Origin of the sequence: Collimonas antrihumi (assembly GCF_018304965.1) — a bacterium.
Lineage (GTDB): Bacteria > Pseudomonadota > Gammaproteobacteria > Burkholderiales > Burkholderiaceae_D > Collimonas > Collimonas antrihumi.
Map to the genome: position 1 here is coordinate 1 of NZ_JAGQED010000023.1, position 25,685 is coordinate 25,685.

The following is a 25,685-nucleotide window of genomic DNA, read 5'->3' on the forward strand; positions in this document are numbered from 1 at the left end:
AGATCAACGGGGATGAGGCTAGGTGCTTTCTGCTTCTTCGGTTTCTTTGTGGTCATTACGTCGGTCATGGAATTTCCCTTTCGGTATTATTTCATAACCCCGTTCACACAGAAAATCTGACAGGCTCCTTTGTACCAGTGGATGAGGTAGTAGAAATCAAGCCATAAATACAGGTCCGGTAGCCCTGCTCAAAGGACAAACTGCTCCACCATCTTCCCTAACTCCCATCGTCCTTGTCACAGACAGCGCGCAAGCGTCATGCGCGCTGTTGACAGCGGCCGCCTCTAGGGAAAAATCGCCCCCAACCGTACCGACCAGCTCGCCATCGGCGTACCTGACCAGACATTACGGTTAAACAGGTAGAGCCGCTGGCTGCGCAACTTGTTCGGCCACGGTTGTTCATCCAGCGACAAGCCGATGCTAGGCTGGCATTCCGGACGTGGGAAGCGGCCGTCGTGATCGAGGACGTCGCGCATACGTTTGGCCTCGCCATCCATATGGAATGCTGTCGGCACTACTTCATCGACTGGCAAATCGGCAAGCCAGGCATCGCCTACACACCATGACGCTAACGCCGTGATCGACAAAGCCACGTTGGCGGGCAGGGCGTCGCGGCTGCGTTTGACTACATCGGCCAGGAACGGTTTCTGGCTGTGCATGACTTCGAAATCGAGTTGCACTACCTGGCTTGGACTACGCGTCGCGGCGGCGACCACGGCGTTGACGATAGTCCGTTTTTGCCTTTCGTTCAGGGCCGGTCTATGCGCGCCGCGCGCCATCTCGATATGGACGATAGTGACAACCGGCGCCCTTTTCTGCAAGCCGCTCTGCGCATACCACGCTGGCGGCAGTTTCAACGATTGCTGACGGCGGCGGACACTGGCGCCGCCGTCGCGCAACAGGACGGTGGTGTCGAGCACAGCGACACCCATCCGCTGATCCTGGATTGAGGGCGCCGGATTGTCGGCGGCGCCTTTGCCTTGCCTGGCGCTGCCGTCGATCCAGGTGCGAACGTCGTCGGGCCGTTCTCCTACCCATAGCATCAGCGGCGGCAAAGCGGATAACGCTGCTTGCCGGCTGGTAAACACCGGTGTCGCCTCGGCCGCGGCTGGTTTGGATAACTCGGTTTTAGCTAGCAGATTGGTGCTGCCTAGCAGCAGCAACGCGCATAGCAAGCAATGCTGTAATCGAAGCGGACGGCGGGCCGGTTGCGACGGGTAATAAGGTGTACTCAAAATGGCTTCTCGTATTGAGTGCGGCTGCGGTCGATAAAAAGGCAAGAAGGTTGGTTGTCCTTCTTGCTTATCGCTGGCAGCCGCAATCTCTTACTGGATGAATTTACTGCACGAACTTATTGTGCGAACTTACTGCATGAACTTACTGCATGAACCAGCCGTGGCTGACCACGATCGATTGCCCGGTCAGCGCGTTGGATTCGAAACCGCCGAGGAAGATTGCGGTTTGCGCCACATCGTGGGTGGTGGTGAACTCGCCATCCACGGTGTCTTTCAACATCACGTTCTTGACTACCTGATCTTCGGTGATGCCGAGTTCCTTGGCTTGTTCCGGAATCTGCTTTTCCACCAGCGGGGTACGCACGAAACCAGGGCAGATGACGTTGGCGCGAATCTTGTTTTTCGCGCCTTCTTTGGCGACCACCTTGGCCAGGCCGATCAAGCCGTGCTTGGCGGTGACGTACGGCGCTTTCAGCGGCGAGGCTTCATGCGAGTGCACCGATCCCATGTAGATAATGGAACCGCCGTTGCCCTTCTTGATCATTTCGCGCATCGCTGCACGGGTAGTCAGGTAAGCGCCGTCGAGATGGATCGCCAGCATTTTTTTCCAGTTGTCCAGGGTCGAGTCGACGATCGGCGCGATGATCTGGATCCCGGCGTTGCTGATCAGGACGTCGATGCTGCCATAGGCGGCGACGGTGTCGGCGATGCCTTTGTCGACCTGGGCTTCATCGGTGACGTTCATGGCGACCGCCATCGCGATGCCACCGGATTGGGTGATCTCGTTGGCGGTGGCAGTGGCGGCATCGAGCGCCAGATCGGCGATCACGACCTTGGCGCCGGCGCGTGCGTATTCGATGGCGATTTCCTTGCCGATGCCGCTGGCGGAACCGGTAATCAGTGCAACTTTATCTTTGAGTGACATGGTATTCCCTTATTTGCGTGATGATATTTGCGTGATGATTTGAGCGATGCAGGTTACTTGGCCAGATAATCATAGGCGACCGTGCCCAAGGGCAAGGTCAGGTCAGACAAAATGTGTACTGCAGATAATACTTCCAGCACCGGCAGATCGGCGACGGGCGCTAACGCATGCGCGTGCAGGTCGAGCGCGCCAGGGCCGCTCCAGGCGCCTTTGACGGTAATGTCGGTCAAACTGTACTGTACCAGTTCGCAGATGCGCGGTGTGCCGTCGACATGCGGAATGATTTTCAGCAAGAAGGCTGGCGTTTCCAGCGATTTCTTGATCGCTGCATTATCGAGCATCTTGTGCTTGTAGCCCATGGTGCCGGTGGCGACCCGGAAGTCGCTGTAATCCAGCGTACCCATCAGGGTGTCGGTATGCACACGCAACTCCGGGTTGCCGAGTTTCTTCGGGAAACCCCATAATTCGCGGCCGCCGGCAATCGGTGGATGATCATTCAGATACATGCTGTGGACATAACCGCCGGCTACGCCATCGAGCGTCACCGGGATCACTTGCCCCGATTCGCAGTAATGGCCAAAGCCGGTGGAATCAGGCATTTTGATAAATTCAAACTTGACGATGGGTTCGACGAATTGCAGCGGCGCAGGGATGATTTTCTTGAGCGCTTCCGGATCGGTACGGTAGGTAATGATCAAGAATTCGCGATTGATGAAACGATAAGGTCCCGGCGGAAAAGCGGGGTTATGGATAGGCATCGCAAAGGCGTTGTTGCGGACATCGTTTTCAGTCATGGATCTTCCTTATGAAAAGACTTGCTGGTGGCCTGGCTTGTTTGAGACAAACGCAACAGGGGAAAGGTTGCCATCGCTTTTCCATGTTTTGTGTAAAACCGTTGTTTCCACTCTCGTGCAACCTGTGAGCAAGATGCGCAATTACAAATAAAACAATTTAAAACCATTTAAAACATTCGAAAGTGCAATCCAGCAATCCAGAATACGCAAGCATTGTGACAAGGGCATCTCAAGAAGTCTTGCTGGATAAATATCTCATGCAGGAATTTACTTGCGCTCAAATACAGAACAGAATGTATCCGTATGCAAAATTGCCAATTCAAGAGACTGCCGCAAGTGCGCTTTGATGATGATTGCATAAAATGCAATTTTATGTCGATGAATGTAAATAACTTGAGTGATGGTAGCGTTATCAGCTAAAGTGGCGCACTTTTTTCAGTTTTTCCTGTTCCGGTATCCAGGGAGGTTTACCGCATCGATGGGGGGAAGAAGGAAGCGACATAAGCAAGCGGCATAATCTGCGCCGGCCGTTCAATGTCCTGGTGACAGGCTGCCTGCAGCGAAATTCTAAAAAAAGCGTAATCTAATCGGAGAGAACATATGGCAAAACCAGCGCTTTACAAATCACTCTATGTACAAGTATTGACCGCCATCGTGATCGGCGTCGTACTTGGACATCTTTACCCGGAAACCGGGGCGGCAATGAAGCCGCTCGGCGACGGCTTCATCAAACTGATCAAGATGATCATTGCACCGGTGATTTTCTGCACCGTGGTGATCGGCATCGCCGGCATGGAAGACATGAAGAAAGTCGGCAAGACCGGCGGCCTGGCGTTGCTGTATTTTGAAATCATGAGCACCCTGGCCTTGATCCTCGGCCTGGTGGTGGTCAATGTCTGGCATCCGGGCACCGGCATGCACGTCGACCTGAGCGCGCTCGATACCAAGAGCATTGCCGCCTATACCGGCCCGGGCAAGATGGAGTCGACTACCGATTTCCTGTTCCACATCATTCCAAGCAGTTTTGTCGATGCTTTTGCCAAGAACGAGATCCTGCAAGTATTGCTGATTGCGATACTGTTCGGTTTCGCGCTGCATAAGTTCGGCGGCCGCGGCACGCTGGTGTTTGATTTTGTCGAAAAATTCTCGCATGTGCTGTTCGGCATGGTCGGAATTATCATGAAGGTCGCACCTATCGGCGCGTTTGGCGCGATGGCTTTCACTATCGGCAAATACGGCGTCGGCTCCTTGCTGTCGCTGGGCCAGTTGATGGGCGCGTTTTACCTGACCTGCCTGCTGTTCATTTTCGGCGTGCTGGGAATAGTCGCCAGGGTGCATGGTTTCAGCGTCTGGAAGTTCGTCAAATACATCAAGGAAGAATTGCTGATCGTACTCGGTACTTCGTCGTCGGAATCGGTGTTGCCGCGCCTGATGGGCAAGATGGAAAACCTGGGCGCCAAGAAATCGGTGGTCGGCCTGGTGATTCCAACCGGTTACTCATTCAACCTGGACGGCACTTCGATCTACCTGACCATGGCGGCAGTATTCATCGCCCAAGCTACCGATACCCCGATGACACTGGTGCAGCAACTGACCTTGCTGGCAGTCTTGCTGCTGACTTCCAAGGGCGCCGCCGGCGTTACCGGCAGCGGCTTCATCGTGCTGGCGGCGACTTTGTCGGCGGTTGGCCATGTGCCGGTTGCCGGGTTGGCGCTGATTCTTGGCATCGACCGTTTCATGTCGGAAGCGCGCGCCTTGACCAACACCATCGGCAATGGCGTGGCGACTATCGTCGTGGCGAAATGGACCGGCGAGCTGGATGAAGCACAATTGCATCGTCAGCTGGACGGTAAAGCGATCGACTCCGAGCAGGAGTTGGCGGCACGCGAAGCTGCGATGGCAGAGGCTGACCAGCGCAGTCATTCCTAAGCTTGCTTGCGGGGGATTCCCCCGATCCGAACAAAAACCCCGTTGTTACGCCAACGGGGTTTTTTATTACCGGTGTAAATCGCAAATCGGCGCAGGGTGGGCAAAAAAGCGTGCCCACCCTACGATTAGATTCCCAAATAAGCCTGCTGAACGGCCGGATCGTTGATCAGGTTTTTTGCAAATCCGCTGTGCACGATGCGGCCGGTTTCCATCACGTAGGCGCGGTCTGCGCCGGACAATGCCAGTTGCACATCCTGCTCGACCAGCAATACGGTCACGCCATCCCGTTGGATCGCGGCCATTACGTCCATCAGTTCCTGTGTCACGACCGGTGCCAGTCCCAGGCTCATTTCATCGATCATCATCAGCACCGGCGCCGCCATCAAGGCGCGCGCGATGGCGCACATCTGCTGCTCGCCACCCGACATGCTGCCGGCCAGCTGGCGCCGCCGTTCCGCCATGCGCGGGAAGATGGCGTACATCTTGTCCAGATCGCGCGCGATGGCGATCTTATCGTGATGGCGGCGGTAACTGCCCATCAACAGGTTGTCTTGCACGGTCATGCGATCAAACAACTGGCGTCCTTCGGGTACCTGCACCAGACCCAGGCCGAAGATCCGATCGGGTGTGACGCCGGCCAGCTCGCGGCCGTTCATGACAATGCTGCCGCTGCAAGACAGCATGCCAGATAAAGCCCGCAGCAAAGTCGTCTTGCCGGCGCCATTGCTACCGACCAGCGCCACCATTTCGGCTGGATAGATTTCCAGGTCGACGCCATGCAGCACAGGCAATTCGCCGTAGCCGGCACTCAGATTGCTGACTTTAAGCAAAGGAATCGGATCTGCCGGAGCGTTCATGGCCGCTTCTTTCCCAGGTAAGCCTGCACCACGACCGGATCCGACAGCACCGCTTCGGGCGTGCCATCGGCGATCTTTTCTCCATGGTGCAGCACCAGCAAGCGATCCGACAGGCTTTTGATGGCCTTGATCACGTGCTCGATGACCAGGATGCTGATGCCCTGATCGCGCACTTTGCGCAGCAGATCGATAACTTCATCGATCTCGACATGGTTCAGGCCGGCCATGATCTCGTCGCACAGTAAAAGCTTGGGCTGCATCGCCAGCGCCTTGGCTAGCTCCAGCCGTTTGCGGCCGGGGCCACCCAGCTCATCGGCGCGCTGGTCGATGTGTTTATCCAGACCCACGAATTCAAGGCAGGCACGGGCCTGGTCGCGCGCTTGTGCCAGGCGCGACTGACCGCCGTCGCGCCCGAACAGAGCACCCACAGCGACGTTATCCAGCACGGTCAACCCTGGAAACGGGCGCATGATCTGGAACGTACGGCCAATTCCGAGCCGCGCACGGCGAAATGCCGGCAGGCGATTGATGGATTCGCCCTGGAACAGCAACTCGCCCTCGCTCGGCGCCAGGGTTCCGCTAATCAGGCTGATCAATGTCGTCTTGCCGGCGCCGTTGGGACCGATCAGGCCCAGGATTTCACCTTGCGCCAGCGTCAGGCTGACATCGTTAACCGCGACCAGCCCGGCGAAACGCCGGGTGGCGTGACGGACTTCGAGCAGGGCAGTCATAGCCTGTGGGTCCGGATGTTTTCGATGAAATAACGCCAGCCGGTTTTGCGGAAGCGCCGCAGCATATCGGCCAGGCCGAGCGGCATCATGACTACCGCAGCGACGATGACGACACCGAAAAACAGGCCGGCGACGCTGGTCACTTCACTCGACAGGAATTCGGAAACGGCAGACAGCGAGAGCGCGCCGACGATGGGGCCGAGCACCGTGCCCGGCCCGCCGAAGATCGCCATGATGATCATCTTGACGTTAAGGCTGATATCGAACGCGCTCTCCGGATCGAGGAAGGTGATCCAGTAAGCATGAATGCCGCCGGCCATGGCGCTGAATATGCCTGAAAGCGTAAATGCAAGAACCTTGTACAAGGTAGTGTTGACACCCATGACGGCGGCGGCTTCCTCGTTTTCCCGAATCGCAATCAGTCCGAAACCGAAGCGGCTGCGCGTCAGCCAGAAGATCGTCAGGGTAGCGATCACCAGCAGGCCCAGCGCCAGTTCATAGAATAACCGGTCGTTATTTAGCGGCGGCAGCACCAGACCGATATTCTGGCCGGCCAGCCCGACGTTGGAGACGATCGCGGTCATGACTTGCGACAGAGCCAGCGTCGCAATCGCGAAGTAGTGGCCTTTGAGACGCAGCACCGGCAAGCCCAGCAGAACCGCAAAGACGATCGCCAGCAGCACGCCGAAAACCAGGCCGACGCCGAACGGCAGTTGCCACTGCACCATGGCGATGGCCACGCCGTAGCCGCCCAGTCCGTAAAATACCGAATTACCGAACGAAGCATAGCCGGTATAGCCGCCGATGATGTTCCAGCCTTGGGCCAACACCGCCAGCAGCAACGCGTTGATGCCGAACTGGATCAGCACGTCGGATCCATACCAGGGAACGCCGGCCAGCAGTAGCAGAGCGAACGCTACCAGGCCTGTGCGCCGCCTTTTCATGTTGCTCATGTGGTCTTTCCAAGTAAGCCGCTGGGACGCACGATCAGCACCAGCACCAGGATGCCGAAGCTGGCGACATCGGCGAAGGTCTGGCCGATATACAAGGCAGTCAGCGATTCGACGATCCCCAGGAACAGGCCGCCGACGATGACGCCCAGCGGATTGTCGAGGCCGCCGATAATCGCAATGGCGAAGGACTTGGCGGTGAGCGTGGCGCCGATGTACGGATTGATTTGCGACACCGTGCCATACAGCGTGCCGGCTGATCCCGCCAGCGCTATGCCCAGGGCGAAGGTCATGGCGTACAGGTGGCGTGGCTCGACGCCGTAGAGGCGGGCGGCAATCAGATTCTGGGCGGTGGCGCGAATCGCCCGCCCGAGCCGCGTGTGCAGCAAAAACAGCCACATGCCGACCGTCAGGACAATGGCTACGCCGAACGCGCCCAGCCGCGCCACCGGAAACACCACCGGTCCCCATGCAAGGCTGTTGCCGGCGTAGGGTGGATTGATGGTGCGAAAGTCTGCAGAAAATACCAATTGCGCCAGATAAGTCAACACCACTTCCAGTCCGAAAGTGATCAACAGCGTGTTGAACATCGGCGCCCGGATCACCAGGTTGAGCAAGCCACGCTGCAGCGCGTAGCCCAAGGCGAACATCACGGCGGCGGTGACGGGTAATCCGAGGAACGGATCAATATGCGCGTAGGTGTAGAGGTACCACGACGCGTAGGCGCCCAGCATGATGAAGGCACCATGCGCCAGGTTGACAATATTGAGCACGCCCCAGACCAAAGCCAGGCCAAGCGCCATGACAGCGTACAGGCCGCCGAGCAGAATGCCGTTGACGAGGATCTGTGCGAGCAGCTCCACCTGAAGTCCCGATCGCCTGCCGGATTAGCGTGCGGACCAGGCTGGCATCGGGTATTTCGGTTGTTTCACGAAGCCCTTGGCGCCGTAGATTTCCGCCAGTTGATTACCTTGCACCTGGATCACAACTTGCGGCAGGTCGATTTGTCCCTGTGCATTGAACGCGATTGGGCCGTACAGGCTATCAAACTTGATCTTCGCCAGCGCGTCGCGCACCTTTTGCGGGTCGATGCTGTCAGCGTCTTCCATGGCCTGCACCAGCGCCTCTACGTCGGCAGCGCCGGAAGCGGCATGATAATCCGGGTCATAGCCGAATTTTGCCTTGTATTCCTTGGCAAACTGCTGTGCATCGCCAAACCAGCGGTCTTTCAAGGTGGTACTCGGCAACCAGGCTGTCATGCCAAACGCGTAGTCGGCATCCTTGCCCAAGGCTTTGCGGAAATCCTCGCTCGGCACGCCCACCGTAAACGAATACAGCTTCGGCGCCACTGCCAGGCTCTTGGCCTGCCGCACGAAATTCAAGATCTCGGTTTCGTGGCCGGCCACCAGCACCACATCGACGTTCTTGCTCTTGATCTGGGATAGCAGCGAATTGAAATCGGTGGCGTTGGTGCTGTAGCGCTCATCCATGACGACATTCAAGCCCGCTTGCTTCAATTTAGGCCGCGTGCCTTCCGCCACCGAGACGTCGAAGGCGTCGTCGGCATACAGCAGCGCCACGGATTTCGGTTCCGGCTTGAGCGATTTGAGCATTTCGACAGTGCTGCCAAAATAATTGCTGGCAGGCGCCAGCGTGCCGAAAATGTAATTGAATTTACGCGCGAAAATCTGGTCCGAAGCGCCGCCGCCCTCGACCATCGGGATCTTGTATTTTTCCGATACGGCCGAATCGGCCAACGCAAAATTGCTGGCGAACGGCCCCAGCAGCAGGTTGACCTTGTCCTCTGTCACCAGGCGCGTGTACTGGCGCACGCTTAGATTGACGTCGGATTGATTGTCGTAGAGCCGGAGTACCAGTTTATGTGGCTGGCCACCGATTTTCACGCCGCCCGCTGCGTTGATTTTGTCGATCGCGAGTTGATAGGCGTCGCGGTAATAGCGTCCGGTGTTGGCGACCGGACCGGTCAGTTGCACGGAGGCGCCCAGCAAGACTTCCTGGGCCAGCGCGGCGCCGGTCGGAACGCAGGTAAGAACGGCGGCGGATAGGGTGGATAACAGGAAAGCGGACAGGGCGGGGAGCAGACGTGAACGTTGAAGTAGCATGATGTACGCTTTCTTATAAGAATTAGAATTGCGAATCGTGGTATTCAGGCTGTGTATAGCTTACTCTTGCGATTTCCGAAATGCAAATTGGAAATATTTCGCGGTAGATTTCAAGGTGATCCGTCAAGAACAAAAAAAAAGCCCCGCCGGAGTATGGGCGGGGCTTTTTGATAAAAAAATTACTTTAGTTCAGCTTGACTGCATGCTCCCGTGTTTCATGGAACACCACCTGCGGCCAACGCTCCTGCGTCAGGCGCAGGTTCACGCCCGAGGTTGCCAGATAAGCCATGTTGCCGGCGGCATCGTAAGCGACGTTATGGCCGGCCGATGATTTTTCAAAGTCGGCCAGGATTTTCTTGTCGTCGCAGGTGATCCAGCGTGCGCTGCTGATGCTGGTGCCTTCGAATACGGCGTCGACGCCATACTCGTTGAGCAGGCGGCTGGCGACCACTTCAAACTGCAGCACGCCGACCCCGCCCAATACCAGGTCGCTACTGGTGACCGGCTTGAACACCTGGATCGCGCCTTCTTCACCGAGCTGTTGCAAGCCTTTGTGCAACTGCTTGATCTTGAGCGGATTGCGAATCCGCACCGAACGGAAAAAATCCGGGGCGAAATAGGGAATACCGGTGAACTGCAGCAGCTCGCCTTCAGAGAAACTGTCGCCGATCTGCATGTTGCCGTGGTTCGGCAAGCCGATGATATCGCCGGCGTAAGCTTCTTCGACCTGTTCGCGGCTGGATGCCATGAAGGTCACCACGTTCGATACCTTGATCTCGCGGTTCAGGCGCAGATGCTTGATTTTCATGCCGCGCTGGAAATGGCCGGAGCAGACGCGCAGGAAAGCAATCCGGTCGCGGTGCGCCGGGTCCATATTGGCCTGAATCTTGAACACGAAGCCGGAGAAGCTAGCTTCCTTCGGCTCGACAGTGCGCACGGTAGCATCGCGCGAGCCTGGCGGTTGCGCCCAGTCGATCAGTGCATTCAGGATTTCGCGAATACCGAAATTGTTGATGGCGGAGCCGAAGAATACCGGGGTTTGCACACCGGCCAGGAACGCTTCCTGATCGAACGGGTGCGAAGCGCCGTGCACCAGTTCGACTTCCATCCGCAATTGCTCGATTTCACGCGGGAACATTTCGTCCAGGCGCGGGTTGTCGATGCCCTTGATGACTTCAAAGGTCTGGTCGGCCTTGTCGCTACCGGCAGCAAACAGCAGGATTTCGTCACGCAGCAAGTGATATACGCCGCGGAAAGTCTTGCCCATGCCGATCGGCCAGGTCACCGGCGCGCACTGGATCTTCAACACCGATTCCAGTTCATCCAGCAATTCCAGCGGATCGCGGGTTTCGCGGTCCATCTTGTTCATCAACGTGATGATCGGCGTATTGCGCATGCGGCAAACGTTGAGCAGCTTGATGGTCTGGGTTTCAACGCCTTTGGCGGCATCGATCACCATCAGGGCCGAGTCGACCGCTGTCAGTACCCGATAGGTATCTTCCGAGAAATCCTGGTGGCCCGGGGTATCGAGCAGGTTGACTACGTGGTCGCGGTATTCGAACTGCATGACCGAGCTGGCGACGGAGATGCCGCGCTGCTTTTCGATATCCATCCAGTCCGACGTTGCATGGCGGCCGCTTTTGCGCCCCTTGACCGTGCCGGCCAGCTGAATCGCGCCCGAAAACAGCAGCAATTTTTCAGTCAGCGTGGTTTTACCGGCATCCGGATGGGAAATGATGCCGAAGGTGCGGCGGCGCGCCACTTCGCTGGCGATTTGTTCGACGGAAACATTGTTGGCGACGACTTCGGCAGCATCGGCTGCGTTGGCTACGTTGGCGGCGTCGGTCGTGTCAGTCGTGTCATTCAGGTCCGGTTGCTCGGAGATCGGTTCTTGCATGATGCGTGGTTCAGGCGATCTCGGCCGCCTGCCTTGAGAATAATGAATGCGGGAAAAAGGGAAACCTGCCAGCCAGTCGTTGTTGTGGTTGACCCTATGCTGGTATTGGCAGTTTCGATAACCCTCGATTATAACGTATGTCGTGTGATGGACCAGCGTTGGCAAAACAACCATGGCTTTAGTTCGCCCGAGGGCATAATTCGTCGCAATTGCCATTGTGATAAATGTTCTGGTTTAGCGGCGGACAAAACAGTTAGCGATATGCAGCGGCTTCCGCTATGGCGGTCTGTATAATTCCATCCTCATGTCAGTATCAGAATCCAACAAACCACCGCGGTCAACAGATCGCCCAAGTCCCCAGCGTGCCGCTGGCCGTCCATCCCAGCCGCGTTCTGAATCGTCGCGTCCAGTGTCATCGCGTCCAGAGTCTGCGCGGCCGGTGCCTGAGCGCAATCCGCTGCCGCCTATCGCATTTCCCGAGGAGTTGCCGGTTTCCGGCAAGCGCGCTGAAATTTCGGCGGCGCTGGCGGCCAACCAGGTCGTCATCGTTTGCGGTGAAACCGGCTCAGGTAAAACCACCCAGCTGCCGAAGATCTGCCTGGAACTGGGGCGCGGCCAAACCGGCCTGATCGGCCACACCCAGCCGCGCCGGATTGCAGCTTCCTCGACTGCCAAGCGCATCGCCCAGGAACTCAACTCGCCGCTGGGCGAGCATGTCGGTTACAAGGTGCGTTTCAACGACACCCTGACCAAGGGCGCCTGGATCAAGCTGATGACCGACGGTATCCTGCTGGCCGAGACCCAGACCGATCCCTTGCTGCGCCAGTACGACACCATCATCATCGATGAGGCGCATGAACGCAGCTTGAACATCGATTTCCTGCTCGGCTATCTGAAGCAGTTGTTGCCGAAGCGCCCGGATCTGAAAATCATCATCACCTCGGCGACGATCGATGCCGATCGTTTCGCTCGCCATTTCGGCACCAACGAGAAGCCGGCGCCGGTGATCGAGGTTTCCGGCCGGCTGTATGCGGTTGAAGTGCGCTACCGGCCGGTCGACAATGCCGATCGCAGTGGCGTCAATCCCGCCGCCGCGGCAGCCAAACCGAATGCGCCGCAAAGCGCCGCCCAGCGCGACCGTGAGCAACGCGACCTGATGGATGCAGTGGTAGATGCGGTCGACGAGCTGGCCCGTATCGGCTCTGGCGATGTGCTGGTGTTCTTGCCGGGCGAGCGCGAAATCCGCGATACCGCCGAGGCACTGCGCAAGCACCATCCGCCTCATGTTGAAATCCTGCCTTTGTTCGCCCGTTTGTCGGCGCAGGAGCAGGAGCGCGTGTTCAAGTCGTCCAATGCGCGGCGCATCGTGCTGGCGACCAACGTTGCTGAGACTTCGCTGACCGTGCCGGGTATCCGCTATGTGGTGGATGCCGGCCTGGCCCGGGTAAAACGCTACAGTTATCGCAACAAGGTCGAGCAGCTGCAGATCGAGCCGATTGCGCAGTCGGCCGCCAATCAACGCGCCGGCCGTTGCGGCCGGGTCGCTGCCGGTGTTTGTATCCGGTTGTATGAAGAGCAGGATTATCTGCAGCGCCCGAAATTCACCGAGCCGGAAATCTTGCGCTCGTCGCTCGCTTCCGTCATCTTGCGGATGAAGTCGCTGCATCTGACCGATGTCGAAACTTTTCCGTTCATCGAACCGCCGCCGGGCCGCGCCATCGCCGACGGCTATCAGCTGCTGCAGGAACTGGGTGCGGTTGACGACAATAACGCACTCACCAAAACCGGCCGCCAGCTGGCCAAGCTGCCGCTCGATCCACGCGTCGGTCGCATGATCCTGGCAGCGCTGGATAATGTCTGCCTGACGGAAATGCTGATCATCGCCGCCGCCTTGTCAGTGCAGGATCCGCGCGACCGGCCGTTGGAAGCGCAGGGTGCTGCGGATCAGGCGCACAAGAAATTCGCCGATGAAAAATCGGAATTTCAGAGTTACCTGAAAATCTGGAAATGGTTTGAAGAAGCGATTGAGCACAAGAAAACCAATCGCCAGCTGATGGATAACTGCCGCGCCAATTTCCTGTCGCAATTGCGCCTGCGCGAATGGCGCGATGTGCATTCGCAGTTGCTGACGATTGTGCGCGAACAAGGCTGGCGTTTGAACGAAGCGCCGGCGACTTATGAGCAATTGCATTGCGCCTTGCTGACGGGTTTGCTTGGCAACGTCGGTTTCAAGGCCGATGAAGACTCGCATTATCTTGGCGCGCGGGCCATCAAATTCCATCTGTGGCCGGGTTCGCATTTGTCGAAGAAGGCTGGCAAGTGGGTGATGGCGGCCGAGCTGGTCGATACCAGCCGCCTGTACGCGCGTTGCATCGCGCAGATCCAGCCGGAGTGGCTGGAGCGGGTCGGCGCCCATCTGTTGAAGAAATCGTATGGCGAGCCGCGTTGGGAAAAACGCACGGCGCAGGTATCTGCATCGGAGCGCGCCACCTTGTACGGATTGGTGGTGTATAGCCAGCGACGCATCAATTTCGGCTTGATCAACCCGCAGGAAGCGCGCGAGATATTCATTCGCGATGCACTGGTAGGCGGTGAGTTCGATACCCGTGCGCCATTCTTTGCGCACAACCAGAAGCTGATCCGCGAAATCGAGAACCTGGAACACAAGTCACGCCGGCTCGACGTGCTGGTCGACGATGAATTGATCGCTGCGTTTTACGATAAGCTGATTCCAGCCGATATCTGTAATGGCATCACGTTTGAAAAATGGCATAAGGATGTCAGCGTCCAGACGCCCAAGCTGCTGTTCCTGAATCGTGACGATTTGATGCGGCATGAGGCTGCCGGCATCACGACAGAACTGTTCCCCAAGGTGATGCGGGTGGCCGGCATCGAAATGGCTTTGTCTTATCATTTCGAACCCGGCACGCCGCGCGACGGCGTCACGCTGACGGTGCCGCTGTATGCGTTGAACCAAGTGTACGCCGACCGCTGCGACTGGCTGGTGGCCGGCATGCTGAAGGAAAAAGTCCATCTGCTGCTGAAATCCCTGCCGCAAAAAATACGCCGCAATTGCGTGCCGTTGCCGGACTATGCCGCCGGCTTTTGCGAGCGGATACAGGCGCGCCATGTGTTCGGCCACGGCAATCTGCTGGATGCCTTGATGGCCGATATTCGTACCGAAACCAGCGTCGCCACGCGCAGCACCGATTTCAAGCAGGAAACCTTGCCGGCCCATCATTCAATGAATTTCAAGGTGGTGGATGAGCATGGCCGGCAACTCGATATGGGGCGCAACCTGGCAGCCCTGCAAGCCGAGTTTGGCGGACAGGCGCGGGAAAGTTTCCAGAAGTTGGCAAGTGTTACGGCCACCGATGACAATGCGACCGCAGCGGCGCAGCCGCAAACGGGAAAGCCGGCAACGCCGACGGCAACCCGGGTTGCCGCTCAGCCGGCTGCAAAGCCCGGCGACAGCACAAATGCACAGTTCAGCAACCTCACCAGCTGGACCTTTGGCGAATTGCCCGAACTGCTGGAGATCCAGCAGGGCAAGCAAATCTTGATCGGTTTTCCGGCGCTGGTGGACCGGGCCACGCATTGCGACCTCGAAGTATTCGACGATCCGAACGAAGCCGCGCGGGTCCATCATCTGGGCTTGCGCCGGTTGTTTGCCTTGCAACTCAAGGAGCAATTGAAATTCCTTGAGAAAAATATCCCTGGCTTGCAGCAAATGGGCATGCAATTCCTGGCGTTGGGTTCGCAGGAAGAACTGCGCGACCAGATTATTTATGCGGGGCTTGAACGCGCCTGCCTGCAACTGCCGCTCCCGCGGACTGCCGCAGAATTCACGCAACGCAAGGATGAAGGCAAGTCGCGGCTGGGTTTGCTGTGCAATGAAATCGCCCGGCTGGCAGCACTGATCCTGGGCGAATATCACGGTTTGCCGAAGCGCCTGCAAGCCGCCAAAGGGCATCCGCAAGCCGTTGCCGATATCCAGGCGCAAATGCAGTCCCTGGTCGGCAAGCGATTCATTGCCGATAACGACTACGCCAATTTGACGCATTTCCCGCGCTATCTCAAGGCGGTGAACGTACGGCTGGAGAAATTACGCGCCGATCCGAGCCGCGACGCCAAACTGATGGCGGAATGGGCGCAAGTGGCGACGCCGTGGCAACGTGCGCAAAAAGACCGGGGCGGCAAGACGGATCCGAAGCAGACCGAATTCCGCTGGTTGCTGGAAGAGCTGCGGGTGTCGCTGTTCGCGCAAGAATTGCGCACGCCGATGCCGGTTTCGGTGAAGCGCTTGCAGAAAGTATGGGAAACCATGCAACGTTAGAGTCAGTAAGCGTCAGTAAGCAAGCTGTAGAGCGTGAAATCACTGCTTTAAAAGGGTTTTCGCGTAAAATTGCGCCAAAAGTACGTCACAAATTCATCACACACTATTGCAGGCAAAAGAGGAAATACGCTATGAGCATCAAATCCGACAAATGGATCCGCCGCATGGCGCAGGAAACCGGCATGATCGAGCCGTTCGAGCCTGGTCAGGTGCGCGAGGCTAACGGCCACAAGATCGTGTCTTACGGCACCTCGTCGTATGGCTACGATATCCGCTGCGCCAATGAATTCAAGATTTTCACGAATATCAATTCCACCATCGTCGATCCCAAGAATTTCGATGAGAAATCGTTCGTCGATTTCAGCGGCGATGTCTGTATCATCCCGCCTAACTCTTTTGCGTTGGCGCGCACCATGGAATATTTCCGTATCCCGCGTAGCGTACTGACCATCTGCCTCGGCAAATCGACCTATGCGCGTTGCGGCATCATCGTCAACGTCACCCCGTTCGAGCCGGAATGGGAAGGCTATGTGACGCTGGAGTTTTCCAACACTACGCCGTTGCCAGCCAAGATTTACGCCGGCGAGGGCTGCGCCCAGGTGCTGTTCTTCGAAAGCGATGAAATCTGCGAGACCTCCTACAAGGACCGCGGCGGCAAGTATCAGGGACAGCACGGCGTGACCCTGCCAAAAACCTAAAGACCTGAAGACCAGACATGCCAAAGAACAAGCGCCCGGCGCCACGGAAATCCAGCCTTTCCCCCGAAGACAAAGACGAAGCCGTCACCCAGCAGCTGTGCGACCTGGCGATCGACCTCGCTGAGCAAGATGGGGACGAAGCCGAAGGCGTTGCTGCCGGCGCCGTCTTGCAGCAAGCTTCTATTGATTTTCACAGGATCATCAAGAAGAGCCTGCAGCAGAAAAAGGATGACATCCTGTATGACGCGATTGAGCGCACCAAGTATGCCGATCTCGACGCCTGGAAATTCCTGAAAGAGCAGGTCGAAGAAGCCTCGGAGATTTTGCTGGTGCGGCGCGATGAAGGCAAGGTGCTGGAGCTGAATGCGTTCGTGGTGCCGTTCTTCGCGCACATCCGCGGCGGCCTCAAGCGCGAGCAAAGCTTCCAGGATCAAGAGGCATTCGATGCGCTGTCCGCGAGCTTTAAGCAGGCTCAGCTGGAAGGGCCGGATGCGACAGTAGTGCTGGTCAGCCACGCCTACCACCTCGATGAAATCGACAGCATCCGTTACAGCCATCTGTTTGAAATGAACCGCGATGCATTCGGCTCCATGGCAGACAAGAAGCTGGCGGCGACGACTGCCATCGAACGCAGTATCAGCGGCTGGCCGGAAAATCTGTTCGGGGCGGACGACGATGCGGTCGAGTTGCGCTTCCTGCTGGGCTTTTCCCTCAAGGCGACCGACGACCCGTTTTATAAAGTGCCGGATGATGAAGCCGGCGCCGACGTTTACTTCGGTGCGCGGGAAGAGCGTTTTCATGGCTGGACTGAGCAGGTCGCGCCTTTACTCAAACGTTGCCTTGCCACCGATGGCAGCGAGATCGATCTGCATTTCCTCTACCAGGACCTGTTCCACGGCGGTAAGGAGCGCGGCATTGCCGAATACTTCACGTTGCAGATGATGTCTGAGCTGAACCACGGCCTCGATCAGCACGGCGTTGCATCTTTCGACGCCAACGCTGTCGTCGGTCCGGCCGATGTGCGTGGCGACATAGTCTTGCGGGTGAATTTGTACGGCAAGGACGGCGCCTTGCTGGCCTCCTCTGAAAAGCCGTTGCCTGCCGGCGCCGACTTGCAGGTGGAAGTCGACGATACCTACGATGCGCTGCGCACTATCGGCGTCACGTCGCTGGCGGTCGCGATGCGATTTGAAGCAGACGGACAGCCGTCCGAAGTGCAGCCGTACGCGGCGCCCTGACTATTTTGGAGAACTGAGTGACTGAAGAAGACGCACGGAAAATTGCCACCCATCGGCATTACAAAGGCGGCCTGTACCGCTATATCGGTGTCGCCAGGCACTCGGAAACCGAAGAGGCGATGGTAGTCTATGAACACCTGTGGCCGCATGCGCCGGGCCTGTGGGTGCGGCCTGCGGAGCTGTTCAACGGTTTGCTTGAGAATGGCGCAAGGCGTTTCGCACCGTTGTAAGTAGGGTGGGTAACGTGCCCACCCTACGCGAAAAAAAACGGGAGGCTCTATATCGGGCCTCCCGTTTTTTGTCACACTTACTGCCGCACGCAATCTACGAAATAATCCCGCTTGCCATTCACCTCGCGCTTCACCAGACCATGTACATCGGTCTCGAAGCCAGGGAATTTCTCGTTGAAATCCCGCGCAAATTTCAGGTAATCGACGATGGTCTTGTTGAAGCGTTCGCCCGGAATCAGCAGCGGAATACCCGGCGGGTAAGGCGTCAGCAAGATCGAAGTGACACGGCCTTCGAGCTGGTCGATCGGCACGCGGTCGATTTCACGATGGGCCATTTTTGCAAATGCATCAGATGGCTTCATGGCAGGCTGCATGTCGGACAGATACATCTCAGTGGTCAGGCGCGCCACGTCGTAGGACTTGTAGGTCTCATGGATCTGCTGGCACAGGTCGCGCAAGCCGAGCCGCTCGTAGCGCGCATTCTTGCCGCTGTTGCCGGCTGCGAATTCGGGCAGGATGCGCCAGATCGGCTGGTTCTTGTCGTAGTCGTCCTTGAACTGTTGCAGCGCGGTCAGCAGCGTGTTCCAGCGGCCCTTGGTGATGCCGATGGTGAACATGATGAAGAACGAATACAGGCCGCATTTCTCGACGATAACGCCGTGCTCGGCCAGGTATTTGGTTACGATGGAGGCCGGAATGCCGCTCTCGCCGAACTTGCCTTCCAGCGACAGGCCCGGTGTGACAATGGTGGCTTTGATCGGATCGAGCATGTTGAAGTTCGGCGCCAGGTTGCCGAAACCGTGCCAGTCGTCTTCAGCGCGGATCACCCAGTCTTCACGACTGCCGATGCCGTCTTCCGAAAAGCTGTTCGGTCCCCATACCTGGAACCACCAGTCCTTGCCCCATTCTTCGTCGATCTTCTTCATGGCGCGGCGGAAATCCAGCGCTTCCAGAATGCTTTCTTCAACCAGCGCCGTGCCGCCAGGTGCTTCCATCATGGCCGCTGCAACATCGCATGAGGCGATGATCGAGTATTGCGGCGAAGTCGACGTGTGCATCAGGTAGGCTTCGTTGAAAGCATCCTGATCCAGTTGCACGCTTTCCGATTCGCGCACCAGGATTTGCGAGGCCTGCGACAGGCCGGCCAGCAACTTGTGGGTCGACTGGGTCGAGAAGATCATCGATTTCTTGGCGCGCGGGCGGTCCTTGCCGATCGCGTGCATGTCTTTGTAGAAATCATGGAACGTCGCATGCGGCAGCCACGCTTCGTCGAAATGCAAGGTGTCGATCTCGCCGTCGAGCATGTTCTTCAGGGTTTCGACGTTGTAGATCACGCCATCGTAAGTCGACTGCGTAATGGTCAGGATGCGCGGCTTCTTGTTGACAGCTTCGCGCGCGAACGGATTGGCTTCGATTTTCTTACGGATGCTTTCCAGCGTGAACTCTTCCAGCGGAATCGGGCCGATGATGCCGAGGTGGTTCCGGGTCGGCATCAGGAACACCGGAATGGCGCCGGTCATGATGATCGAATGCAGGATCGATTTGTGGCAGTTGCGGTCAACCACCACGATATCGCCCGGCGCTACGGTCGAGTGCCACACCATCTTGTTGCTGGTGCTGGTGCCGTTGGTGACGAAATAGCAATGGTCGGCGTTGAAGATGCGCGCTGCATTGCGCTCTGAAGCGGCTACCGGGCCGGTATGGTCGAGCAGTTGACCGAGCTCTTCAACCGCGTTGCAGACGTCGGCGCGCAGCATGTTTTCACCGAAGAACTGGTGGAACATCTGGCCGATAGGCGACTTCAGGAAGGCGACGCCGCCCGAATGTCCCGGGCAATGCCAGGAGTAGGAACCGTCTTGCGCATAATGCACCAGCGCGCGGAAGAATGGCGGCGACAGGCCGTCCAGGTACGATTTGGCTTCGCGGATGATGTGGCGCGCAACGAATTCCGGCGTGTCTTCAAACATGTGGATGAAGCCGTGCAGTTCGCGCAGGATGTCGTTGGGGATGTGGCGCGAAGTGCGGGTTTCGCCGTACAGGTAGATCGGGATGTCGGCGTTCTTGTGGCGGATTTCTTCGACGAATGCGCGCAGCGATTTCAGCGCATGGTCGGTTTCTTCAAACGAACCGGCGCCGAATTCTTCGTCGTCGATCGACAGGATAAAGGCCGACGCCCGCGATTGCTGCTGCGCGAACTGCGACAGGTCGCCGTAACTGGTCACGCCCAATACCTCCATGCCTTCTGTCTCCATGGCATCGGCGAGTGCGCGAATGCCGAGACCGGAAGTGTTTTCGGAACGGAAGTCTTCGTCAATAATGACGATGGGGAAGCGGAATTTCATCAAGGTCTCCAAGAGACGGTGGTTGATAACAAGGCTGCCAATCGAAGTGGCCGAAGTGGCGTTTAAAAATCGTCGTTCCGGCTGGGGCCAAGTAGCGCTCCGGAGTGTTGCCTGGGTAGGGCATGCAGCCTGCTGCTTTTAGCATTGCCAAAGATGGAGGCAACACTAAAAAAAGAAAGTCGAATTTTCGCAGATATGTGCGAATTAGGGGGTAAAGATGACGGAATTCCTGCAGAAAACAACAGATGTCATTCCGTCATCACGTCGGGTTAGCTGTTGGACTCGTCAAGGCCAGGCGCGCGGCGCTCGTACACCACAAAAGCATAGTCGAAACCGTTAGTGGCGGAATGATGGGTTTCACGCGAAATTTCCTGCCATTGCTGCTGGTCGCGCGCCGGGAAAAAGGCGTCGCAATCGAAGCTGTGCCTGATTTCGGTAACGATCAGGCGTTGCGTTAATTTCTGTGCCGCGGCATAGATTTCGGCGCCGCCGATGATGAAGGCTTCGGCGTCGCCAACCATGGCCGCAGCGGCTGCCAGCGACGGCGCGCTTTCGACGCCGTCGTGACGCCACTCGGGATTGCGGGTGATGACGATATTGCGTCGTTGCGGCAAGGGCCGGCCTATCGATTCAAAGGTTTTACGGCCCATGATGATCGGGTGGCCCGAGGTAGTGCGTTTGAAGTGCGCCAGATCCTCCGGCAAATGCCAGGGCAGGGTGTTGCGGATGCCGATGCCGTTGTGAGCGTCGGTCGCGACAATAATGGTAAGGCGAGAAGTCATGGGCGCTGGTGCGTGGGCCTGCTCATTCGCAGGCTGGGGTAAAAAAGGGTGATATTACTATAAAGTCTTAAAAGGAACTTTGTGCACCTGTCATTGCTCTTAAATGCCAGGGACTTAAGATTAGCTAAATTAAGATCGGCTAAGGTTAGCCAGGTCAGGGATTTTCTTCTTTTTTACTTTGTGCTGCCGTTCTGCTGCAAATTTGCCTGTTTGGCAATTTCCGGTATGCAATGGCATGAGCCTTGCATGGTTCCGGTGCCGGCTCGAATAAAATGTGGCGCCAACTAGTTTCTCGATGGACATAAAAAATTATAGAACACTGATAAACTACCGCCTACTCTCGATGTTGCCGACACAGGTACGCACGAGCAGGTCAATTCAGCAGTGTCAGATGGGAATCCAATGCATTTAAATTTGTTTCAGCGGAAGCGATTGCGCACATCCGTATCCGTCCAGGCGCGGCTACGCATGGTCGCTTTGCCGGTTGCCTTGCTGCTGCCGTGGGTTGGCGGCAACGCATTCGCTTTCGATTTCAATACGGTTGCCAGACAGGCAAAGACTCTTGCGGCGACGTCATACGGCAAGCCCGAGAGCAATCTACCAAAAGAAATCAGCAATCTCGATTATGAGCAATATAAGGACATTCGCTTTCGACCGGAAAAGTTTACCTGGCGCAACCAGAAACTACCGTTTGAACTGGCGTTCTTTCACGAGGGATATTCTTTCGACCAGCCGGTGAAGATCAACGAGATCAACGGGCAGAGCGTGCGCGAAATCCGTTTCGATCCGAATGATTTCGATTATGGCGGCAACAAAATCGATACGAACAAGCTGCGTTCGCTGGGTTTTGCCGGATTCCGGGTGCATTACCCGTTGAATACGGCTAAATATAAAGATGAGGCGCTGTCGTTTCTTGGCGCCAGTTATTTCCGCGCCTTGGGCAAGGATCAGGGCTACGGACTGTCGGCCAGAGGCCTGGCAATCGATACCGGATTGAGTTCGGGCGAGGAATTTCCACGCTTCACGGAGTTCTGGATCGAGCGGCCGAAAGCCAGCGACAAGGAACTCACCATTTACGCCTTGCTCAACTCGCGTCGCGTCACCGGGGCATATCGGTTTGTGCTCAAGCCGGGTGCGGATACCGTGGTCGATGTCAAAGCCCAGTTGTATCTGCGCGAAAATGTCAGCAAGCTAGGACTGGCGCCGTTGACCAGCATGTATCTGCACGGCGATAACCAACGTCCGCAAGGCGAGGATTACCGGCCCGAAGTGCATGACTCCGACGGTTTGTCGGTTGCGTCCGGCACGGGCGAATGGATCTGGCGGCCGCTGGTCAATCCGAAGCGGCTTTTGGTGACCTCTTATGCGCTTAGCAATCCGGCCGGCTTCGGTCTGATGCAACGCGATCGCGACTTTGCCAGTTACCAGGATCTGGATGCCAGATATGAAAAGCGGCCTAGCGCCTGGGTCCAGCCCAAGGGTAACTGGGGCAGCGGCAGGGTAGAGCTGGTGCAGCTCCCGACGCCGGATGAAACCAACGACAATGTAGTGGCGTTCTGGGTGCCGGAAACGCAGCCTAAAGTCGGCCAGCCTTTCAATCTGGAATACACTTTGTCATGGCAGAAGGATGCCGAAAAACGGCCGCCTTTGTCATGGGTGACGCAGACCCGGCGTGGTTATGGTTATCAAAAGAAGAGCGACGACAACAGCATCGGCCTGGTGGTCGATTTTGAAGGCCCGGTATTCAAGAAATTGTCTGACAAGGTCCAGCCTGAAGGTGTGGTCAGCGCCGACGACAATGGCAAGGTACTGGAGACCAAGGTGTTCCGCAACGCTGTTACCGGCGGCTGGCGCATGACGGTGCGCGTGCGCCGCAATGAAGACAACAAGCCGGTCGAACTGCGGGGATTCCTGCGTGGTGGCAGCACAACCTTATCTGAAACCTGGAGTTACATATTACCGCCCAACTAGACCGCAAGCAGCCGCCCGTGACGGGCCTGCCGGATATCTACGATCGCTATCTCGATCGCTTGCCGTTATCGGCTGAGCGGCGGGCAAATTTGTCTGAACAGCTGACGGCGAATGGCAATACGTCGATGGCGGCTTTGCATCAGGTTTTGACCAGCGATGCAAATCGCGATGCAACTCATGATGTAAAGATCCGACCTGAACTGGCTAGCGTCAATCCAGCTTACGGGTCGGTGGCAGCGCGGCTGCAACTGGCTTTTGCGCAAACCGCAAGGCAAACCGGTGCGGCTCAACCGCATCAGATGCCGGAGATCAGTTCCGATGCCGACGGCCGTGCCCGCATCGCCATCGCACCGCCGTTGCAGCGGACGCCGATTGTCGCTCATCCATGGGGAACCTTGAATCCATTGGTGCGCTGGATTGAAACCGCGAATAAGAAATTCGACTTGCGTCCGCGCACCTCACAGCGGCGTCATAAAAAAATGGTGCGTTCGACTGAGTTGCCAAAACCGGAACCGTTGCCGGTAGCCGAAGCCGACAGCCAGGATCAGCATCGGAGCAAGTCGCGCGGCAATCTGCGGCGGATCGTGCTGTTGCTGCTGATGCTGGCGCAAACTGCATTGGCGACGTATTTCATGAGCGCGGTGTTGCCGTATCACGGCGACAAACCGCTGGAGCTGGTGACGCTGGGTTTGTTTGCACTGTTGTTTTGCTGGGTCTCGGCAGGATTCTGGACCGCCATGGCAGGCTTTCTGGTATTGATGCGCGGCACCGATCGTTACGTGATTTCACGCGAAGATGCCGCTCCGGGACCGATTCCGGCCAGCGCCAGGACCGCGATCGTGATGCCGATCTGTAATGAGGATGTGACCAGGGTTTTCGCCGGCCTGCGCGCGACCTACGAGTCGGTTGCCGCCAGCGGCGAACTGGACCGTTTCGATTTTTTCGTGTTGAGCGATAGCGGCGATAGCGATATCTGCACTGCCGAACTGGACGCCTGGGCCAGCTTGTGCCAGACATCAGGCGGCTTTGGCCGGATCTTTTACCGGCATCGGCGGCGCCGTGTCAAACGCAAGAGCGGCAATATCGACGATTTTTGCCGGCGCTGGGGCGCCAACTACAGCTACATGATCGTGCTTGATGCGGACAGTGTCATGAGCGGCAGCTGCCTGACTACCCTGGTGCGTTTGATGGAAGCCAATCCCACCGCCGGCATCGTCCAGACCGCGCCGCGCGCCGCCGGCCGCGATACCTTGTACGCGCGGATTCAGCAATTTTCGACGCGCGTATACGGCCCCTTGTTTACCGCCGGCTTGCATTACTGGCAGCTGGGCGAATCGCATTACTGGGGACACAACGCGATCATTCGCCTGCAGCCGTTCATGGAACATTGCGCGCTGGCGCCGCTGCCCGGCGAGGGCGCGTTGGCGGGTGAAATCCTGTCGCATGATTTCGTCGAAGCGGCATTGATGCGCCGTGCCGGCTGGGGTGTCTGGATCGCCTACGACCTGGCCGGCAGTTACGAGGAAATGCCGCCCAACCTGCTCGACGAACTGAAGCGCGACCGCCGCTGGTGCCAAGGCAACCTGATGAATTTCCGGCTGTTCCTGGCACGCGGCATGCACGCCGTGCATCGGGCGGTGTTCGTGACCGGTGTCATGGCCTATCTGTCGGCGCCGCTGTGGTTCTTGTCGCTGATGTTGTCGACGGTATTGCTGGCAGTGCATACGCTGGTGGCGCCGGCATATTTTGTGACTCCCGGACAGCTGTTCCCGGTTTGGCCCGAGTGGCATCCGGAACGCGCCTTGGCCTTGTTCACGGCTACCGCCACCTTGCTGTTCCTGCCGAAGGTGTTGAGCGTGGTGCTGATCTGGGTCAAGGGCGCGCGCGAATTTGGCGGTGCCTTGCGCCTGACTGCCAGCATGATCATGGAACTGTTGTTCTCGATGTTGCTGGCGCCGGTGCGCATGCTGTTTCACACGCGCTTTGTGATTGCTGCATTCCTTGGCTGGGCAATCAGCTGGAAGTCGCCGCCGCGCGAAGATGCTGAAACCAGCTGGGGCGAAGCGGTGCGTCGCCATGGCGGCCATACGCTGCTGGGACTGGCGTGGGGCGGCGGCGTGTATTGGCTGGAGCCCGGATTCCTGTGGTGGTTACTGCCTATCGTCGGCTCGCTGATGCTATCGATTCCGCTCTCGGTATTCTCCAGCCGTGTCACGCTTGGCCGCAGCTTCCGCCATGCGCGCTTGTTCGTGATTCCGGAAGAGGTCGATTTGCCGGCCGAACTGGCGGCCACCACGGTCTACAACGACAACGGTAAGGTATTGGCAAAGTTCAATGACGCAGTGATCGATCCGGTCATGAATGCCTTGGTATGTGCGGCGGTGAGCGCGCGCCCGGCAGTGCCGGCAGCCACCTTGGCGGCGCGCGCAGCGTTGCTTCAGGCAGCATTGAAGGACGGCCCGGATAGCCTGTCGCCGCGCCAAAAAAATGCCTTGCTGGATGACCCTTTGACACTGTCCCAGTTGCATTTCGATATCTGGAATTCGGAGCAGGCCAACCGGCGCTGGCAATCGCTGTCGGGTGCTGCGGCTGTTACAGCGCCTACAGCGGCCACGGCGCCTTGAGCATGCGATCGTTTTAATCAATC

18 protein-coding genes are annotated in these 25,685 nt (G+C 57.6%); 7 read left to right on the forward strand and 11 right to left on the reverse strand.

What is annotated here, in order from left to right; genetic code table 11:
- Window positions 1-284 precede the first annotated feature (284 nt).
- The 3 genes from KHU29_RS16970 to KHU29_RS16980 form a co-directional block, all read right to left on the reverse strand.
- Window positions 285-1,235: a hypothetical protein gene (locus KHU29_RS16970; protein WP_211454053.1), complete on the reverse strand. Its 951-nt coding sequence runs from the start codon at window positions 1,233-1,235 to the stop codon at window positions 285-287.
- Window positions 1,236-1,377: 142 nt separating this feature from the next.
- Complete coding sequence (locus tag KHU29_RS16975; protein ID WP_211454055.1) at window positions 1,378-2,160, reverse strand: 3-hydroxybutyrate dehydrogenase; 783 nt, start codon at window positions 2,158-2,160, stop codon at window positions 1,378-1,380.
- 53 nt (window positions 2,161-2,213) lie between these two features.
- Window positions 2,214-2,954, reverse strand: coding sequence for an acetoacetate decarboxylase (locus KHU29_RS16980; protein WP_211454057.1), 741 nt, complete (start codon window positions 2,952-2,954; stop codon window positions 2,214-2,216).
- Window positions 2,955-3,554: 600 nt separating this feature from the next.
- Here KHU29_RS16980 and KHU29_RS16985 point away from each other — a divergent pair.
- On the forward strand, window positions 3,555-4,883 hold the full coding sequence (locus KHU29_RS16985) for a dicarboxylate/amino acid:cation symporter (RefSeq protein ID WP_211454059.1): 1,329 nt from the start codon (window positions 3,555-3,557) through the stop codon (window positions 4,881-4,883).
- Between the two features lie 125 nt (window positions 4,884-5,008).
- Here KHU29_RS16985 and KHU29_RS16990 read toward each other — a convergent pair whose 3' ends face one another.
- From KHU29_RS16990 to KHU29_RS17015, 6 genes are all read right to left on the reverse strand, one after another.
- The gene (locus KHU29_RS16990; RefSeq protein WP_211454061.1) at window positions 5,009-5,740 is read right to left on the reverse strand and encodes an ABC transporter ATP-binding protein; all 732 of its coding nucleotides are present in this window, start codon (window positions 5,738-5,740) and stop codon (window positions 5,009-5,011) included.
- Window positions 5,737-6,471: an ABC transporter ATP-binding protein gene (locus KHU29_RS16995; protein ID WP_211454063.1), complete on the reverse strand. Its 735-nt coding sequence runs from the start codon at window positions 6,469-6,471 to the stop codon at window positions 5,737-5,739. Before KHU29_RS16995 ends, KHU29_RS16990 begins: the two co-directional genes overlap by 4 nt.
- Entirely contained in the window at window positions 6,468-7,424 is a 957-nt protein-coding gene (locus KHU29_RS17000; RefSeq protein ID WP_246542176.1) for a branched-chain amino acid ABC transporter permease, read from the reverse strand. Before KHU29_RS17000 ends, KHU29_RS16995 begins: the two co-directional genes overlap by 4 nt.
- Entirely contained in the window at window positions 7,421-8,284 is an 864-nt protein-coding gene (locus KHU29_RS17005) for a branched-chain amino acid ABC transporter permease (RefSeq protein ID WP_211454066.1), read from the reverse strand. The genes KHU29_RS17000 and KHU29_RS17005 overlap by 4 nt, the downstream gene beginning before the upstream one ends.
- Before the next feature lie 24 nt (window positions 8,285-8,308).
- Entirely contained in the window at window positions 8,309-9,544 is a 1,236-nt protein-coding gene (locus KHU29_RS17010; protein WP_211454068.1) for an amino acid ABC transporter substrate-binding protein, read from the reverse strand.
- 184 nt (window positions 9,545-9,728) lie between these two features.
- Window positions 9,729-11,441: a peptide chain release factor 3 gene (locus tag KHU29_RS17015; protein WP_211454069.1), complete on the reverse strand. Its 1,713-nt coding sequence runs from the start codon at window positions 11,439-11,441 to the stop codon at window positions 9,729-9,731.
- A 304-nt stretch (window positions 11,442-11,745) separates the two neighbouring features.
- Here KHU29_RS17015 and hrpA point away from each other — a divergent pair, with 304 nt between their 5' ends.
- The 4 genes from hrpA to KHU29_RS17035 all read left to right on the forward strand — a co-directional run bounded on the left by hrpA (window position 11,746) and on the right by KHU29_RS17035 (window position 17,943).
- Window positions 11,746-15,777, forward strand: a complete 4,032-nt coding sequence (gene hrpA, locus KHU29_RS17020; protein WP_211454071.1) for an ATP-dependent RNA helicase HrpA — start codon at window positions 11,746-11,748, stop codon at window positions 15,775-15,777.
- Between the two features lie 131 nt (window positions 15,778-15,908).
- Window positions 15,909-16,475, forward strand: a complete 567-nt coding sequence (dcd, locus tag KHU29_RS17025) for a dCTP deaminase (RefSeq protein WP_092398441.1) — start codon at window positions 15,909-15,911, stop codon at window positions 16,473-16,475.
- 17 nt (window positions 16,476-16,492) lie between these two features.
- The gene (locus KHU29_RS17030) at window positions 16,493-17,713 is read left to right on the forward strand and encodes a DUF2863 family protein (protein ID WP_211454073.1); all 1,221 of its coding nucleotides are present in this window, start codon (window positions 16,493-16,495) and stop codon (window positions 17,711-17,713) included.
- 17 nt (window positions 17,714-17,730) lie between these two features.
- Window positions 17,731-17,943: a DUF1653 domain-containing protein gene (locus KHU29_RS17035; RefSeq protein WP_211443756.1), complete on the forward strand. Its 213-nt coding sequence runs from the start codon at window positions 17,731-17,733 to the stop codon at window positions 17,941-17,943.
- A gap of 77 nt (window positions 17,944-18,020) precedes the next feature.
- Here KHU29_RS17035 and KHU29_RS17040 read toward each other — a convergent pair whose 3' ends face one another.
- Both KHU29_RS17040 and KHU29_RS17045 read right to left on the reverse strand, forming a co-directional pair.
- Window positions 18,021-20,285 carry an arginine/lysine/ornithine decarboxylase gene (locus tag KHU29_RS17040; protein ID WP_092415874.1) on the reverse strand — a complete coding sequence of 755 codons (2,265 nt, stop codon included), beginning with the start codon at window positions 20,283-20,285 and terminating at the stop codon, window positions 18,021-18,023.
- A gap of 269 nt (window positions 20,286-20,554) precedes the next feature.
- Window positions 20,555-21,067: a dihydrofolate reductase gene (locus tag KHU29_RS17045; protein WP_211454075.1), complete on the reverse strand. Its 513-nt coding sequence runs from the start codon at window positions 21,065-21,067 to the stop codon at window positions 20,555-20,557.
- A gap of 402 nt (window positions 21,068-21,469) precedes the next feature.
- Between KHU29_RS17045 and KHU29_RS17050 the strand changes: the two genes are divergently transcribed.
- Both KHU29_RS17050 and mdoH read left to right on the forward strand, forming a co-directional pair.
- Complete coding sequence (locus KHU29_RS17050) at window positions 21,470-23,038, forward strand: glucan biosynthesis protein G (RefSeq protein WP_425514483.1); 1,569 nt, start codon at window positions 21,470-21,472, stop codon at window positions 23,036-23,038.
- Complete coding sequence (gene mdoH, locus KHU29_RS17055; RefSeq protein ID WP_425514484.1) at window positions 23,011-25,662, forward strand: glucans biosynthesis glucosyltransferase MdoH; 2,652 nt, start codon at window positions 23,011-23,013, stop codon at window positions 25,660-25,662. The genes KHU29_RS17050 and mdoH overlap by 28 nt, the downstream gene beginning before the upstream one ends.
- Window positions 25,663-25,685 lie beyond the last annotated feature (23 nt).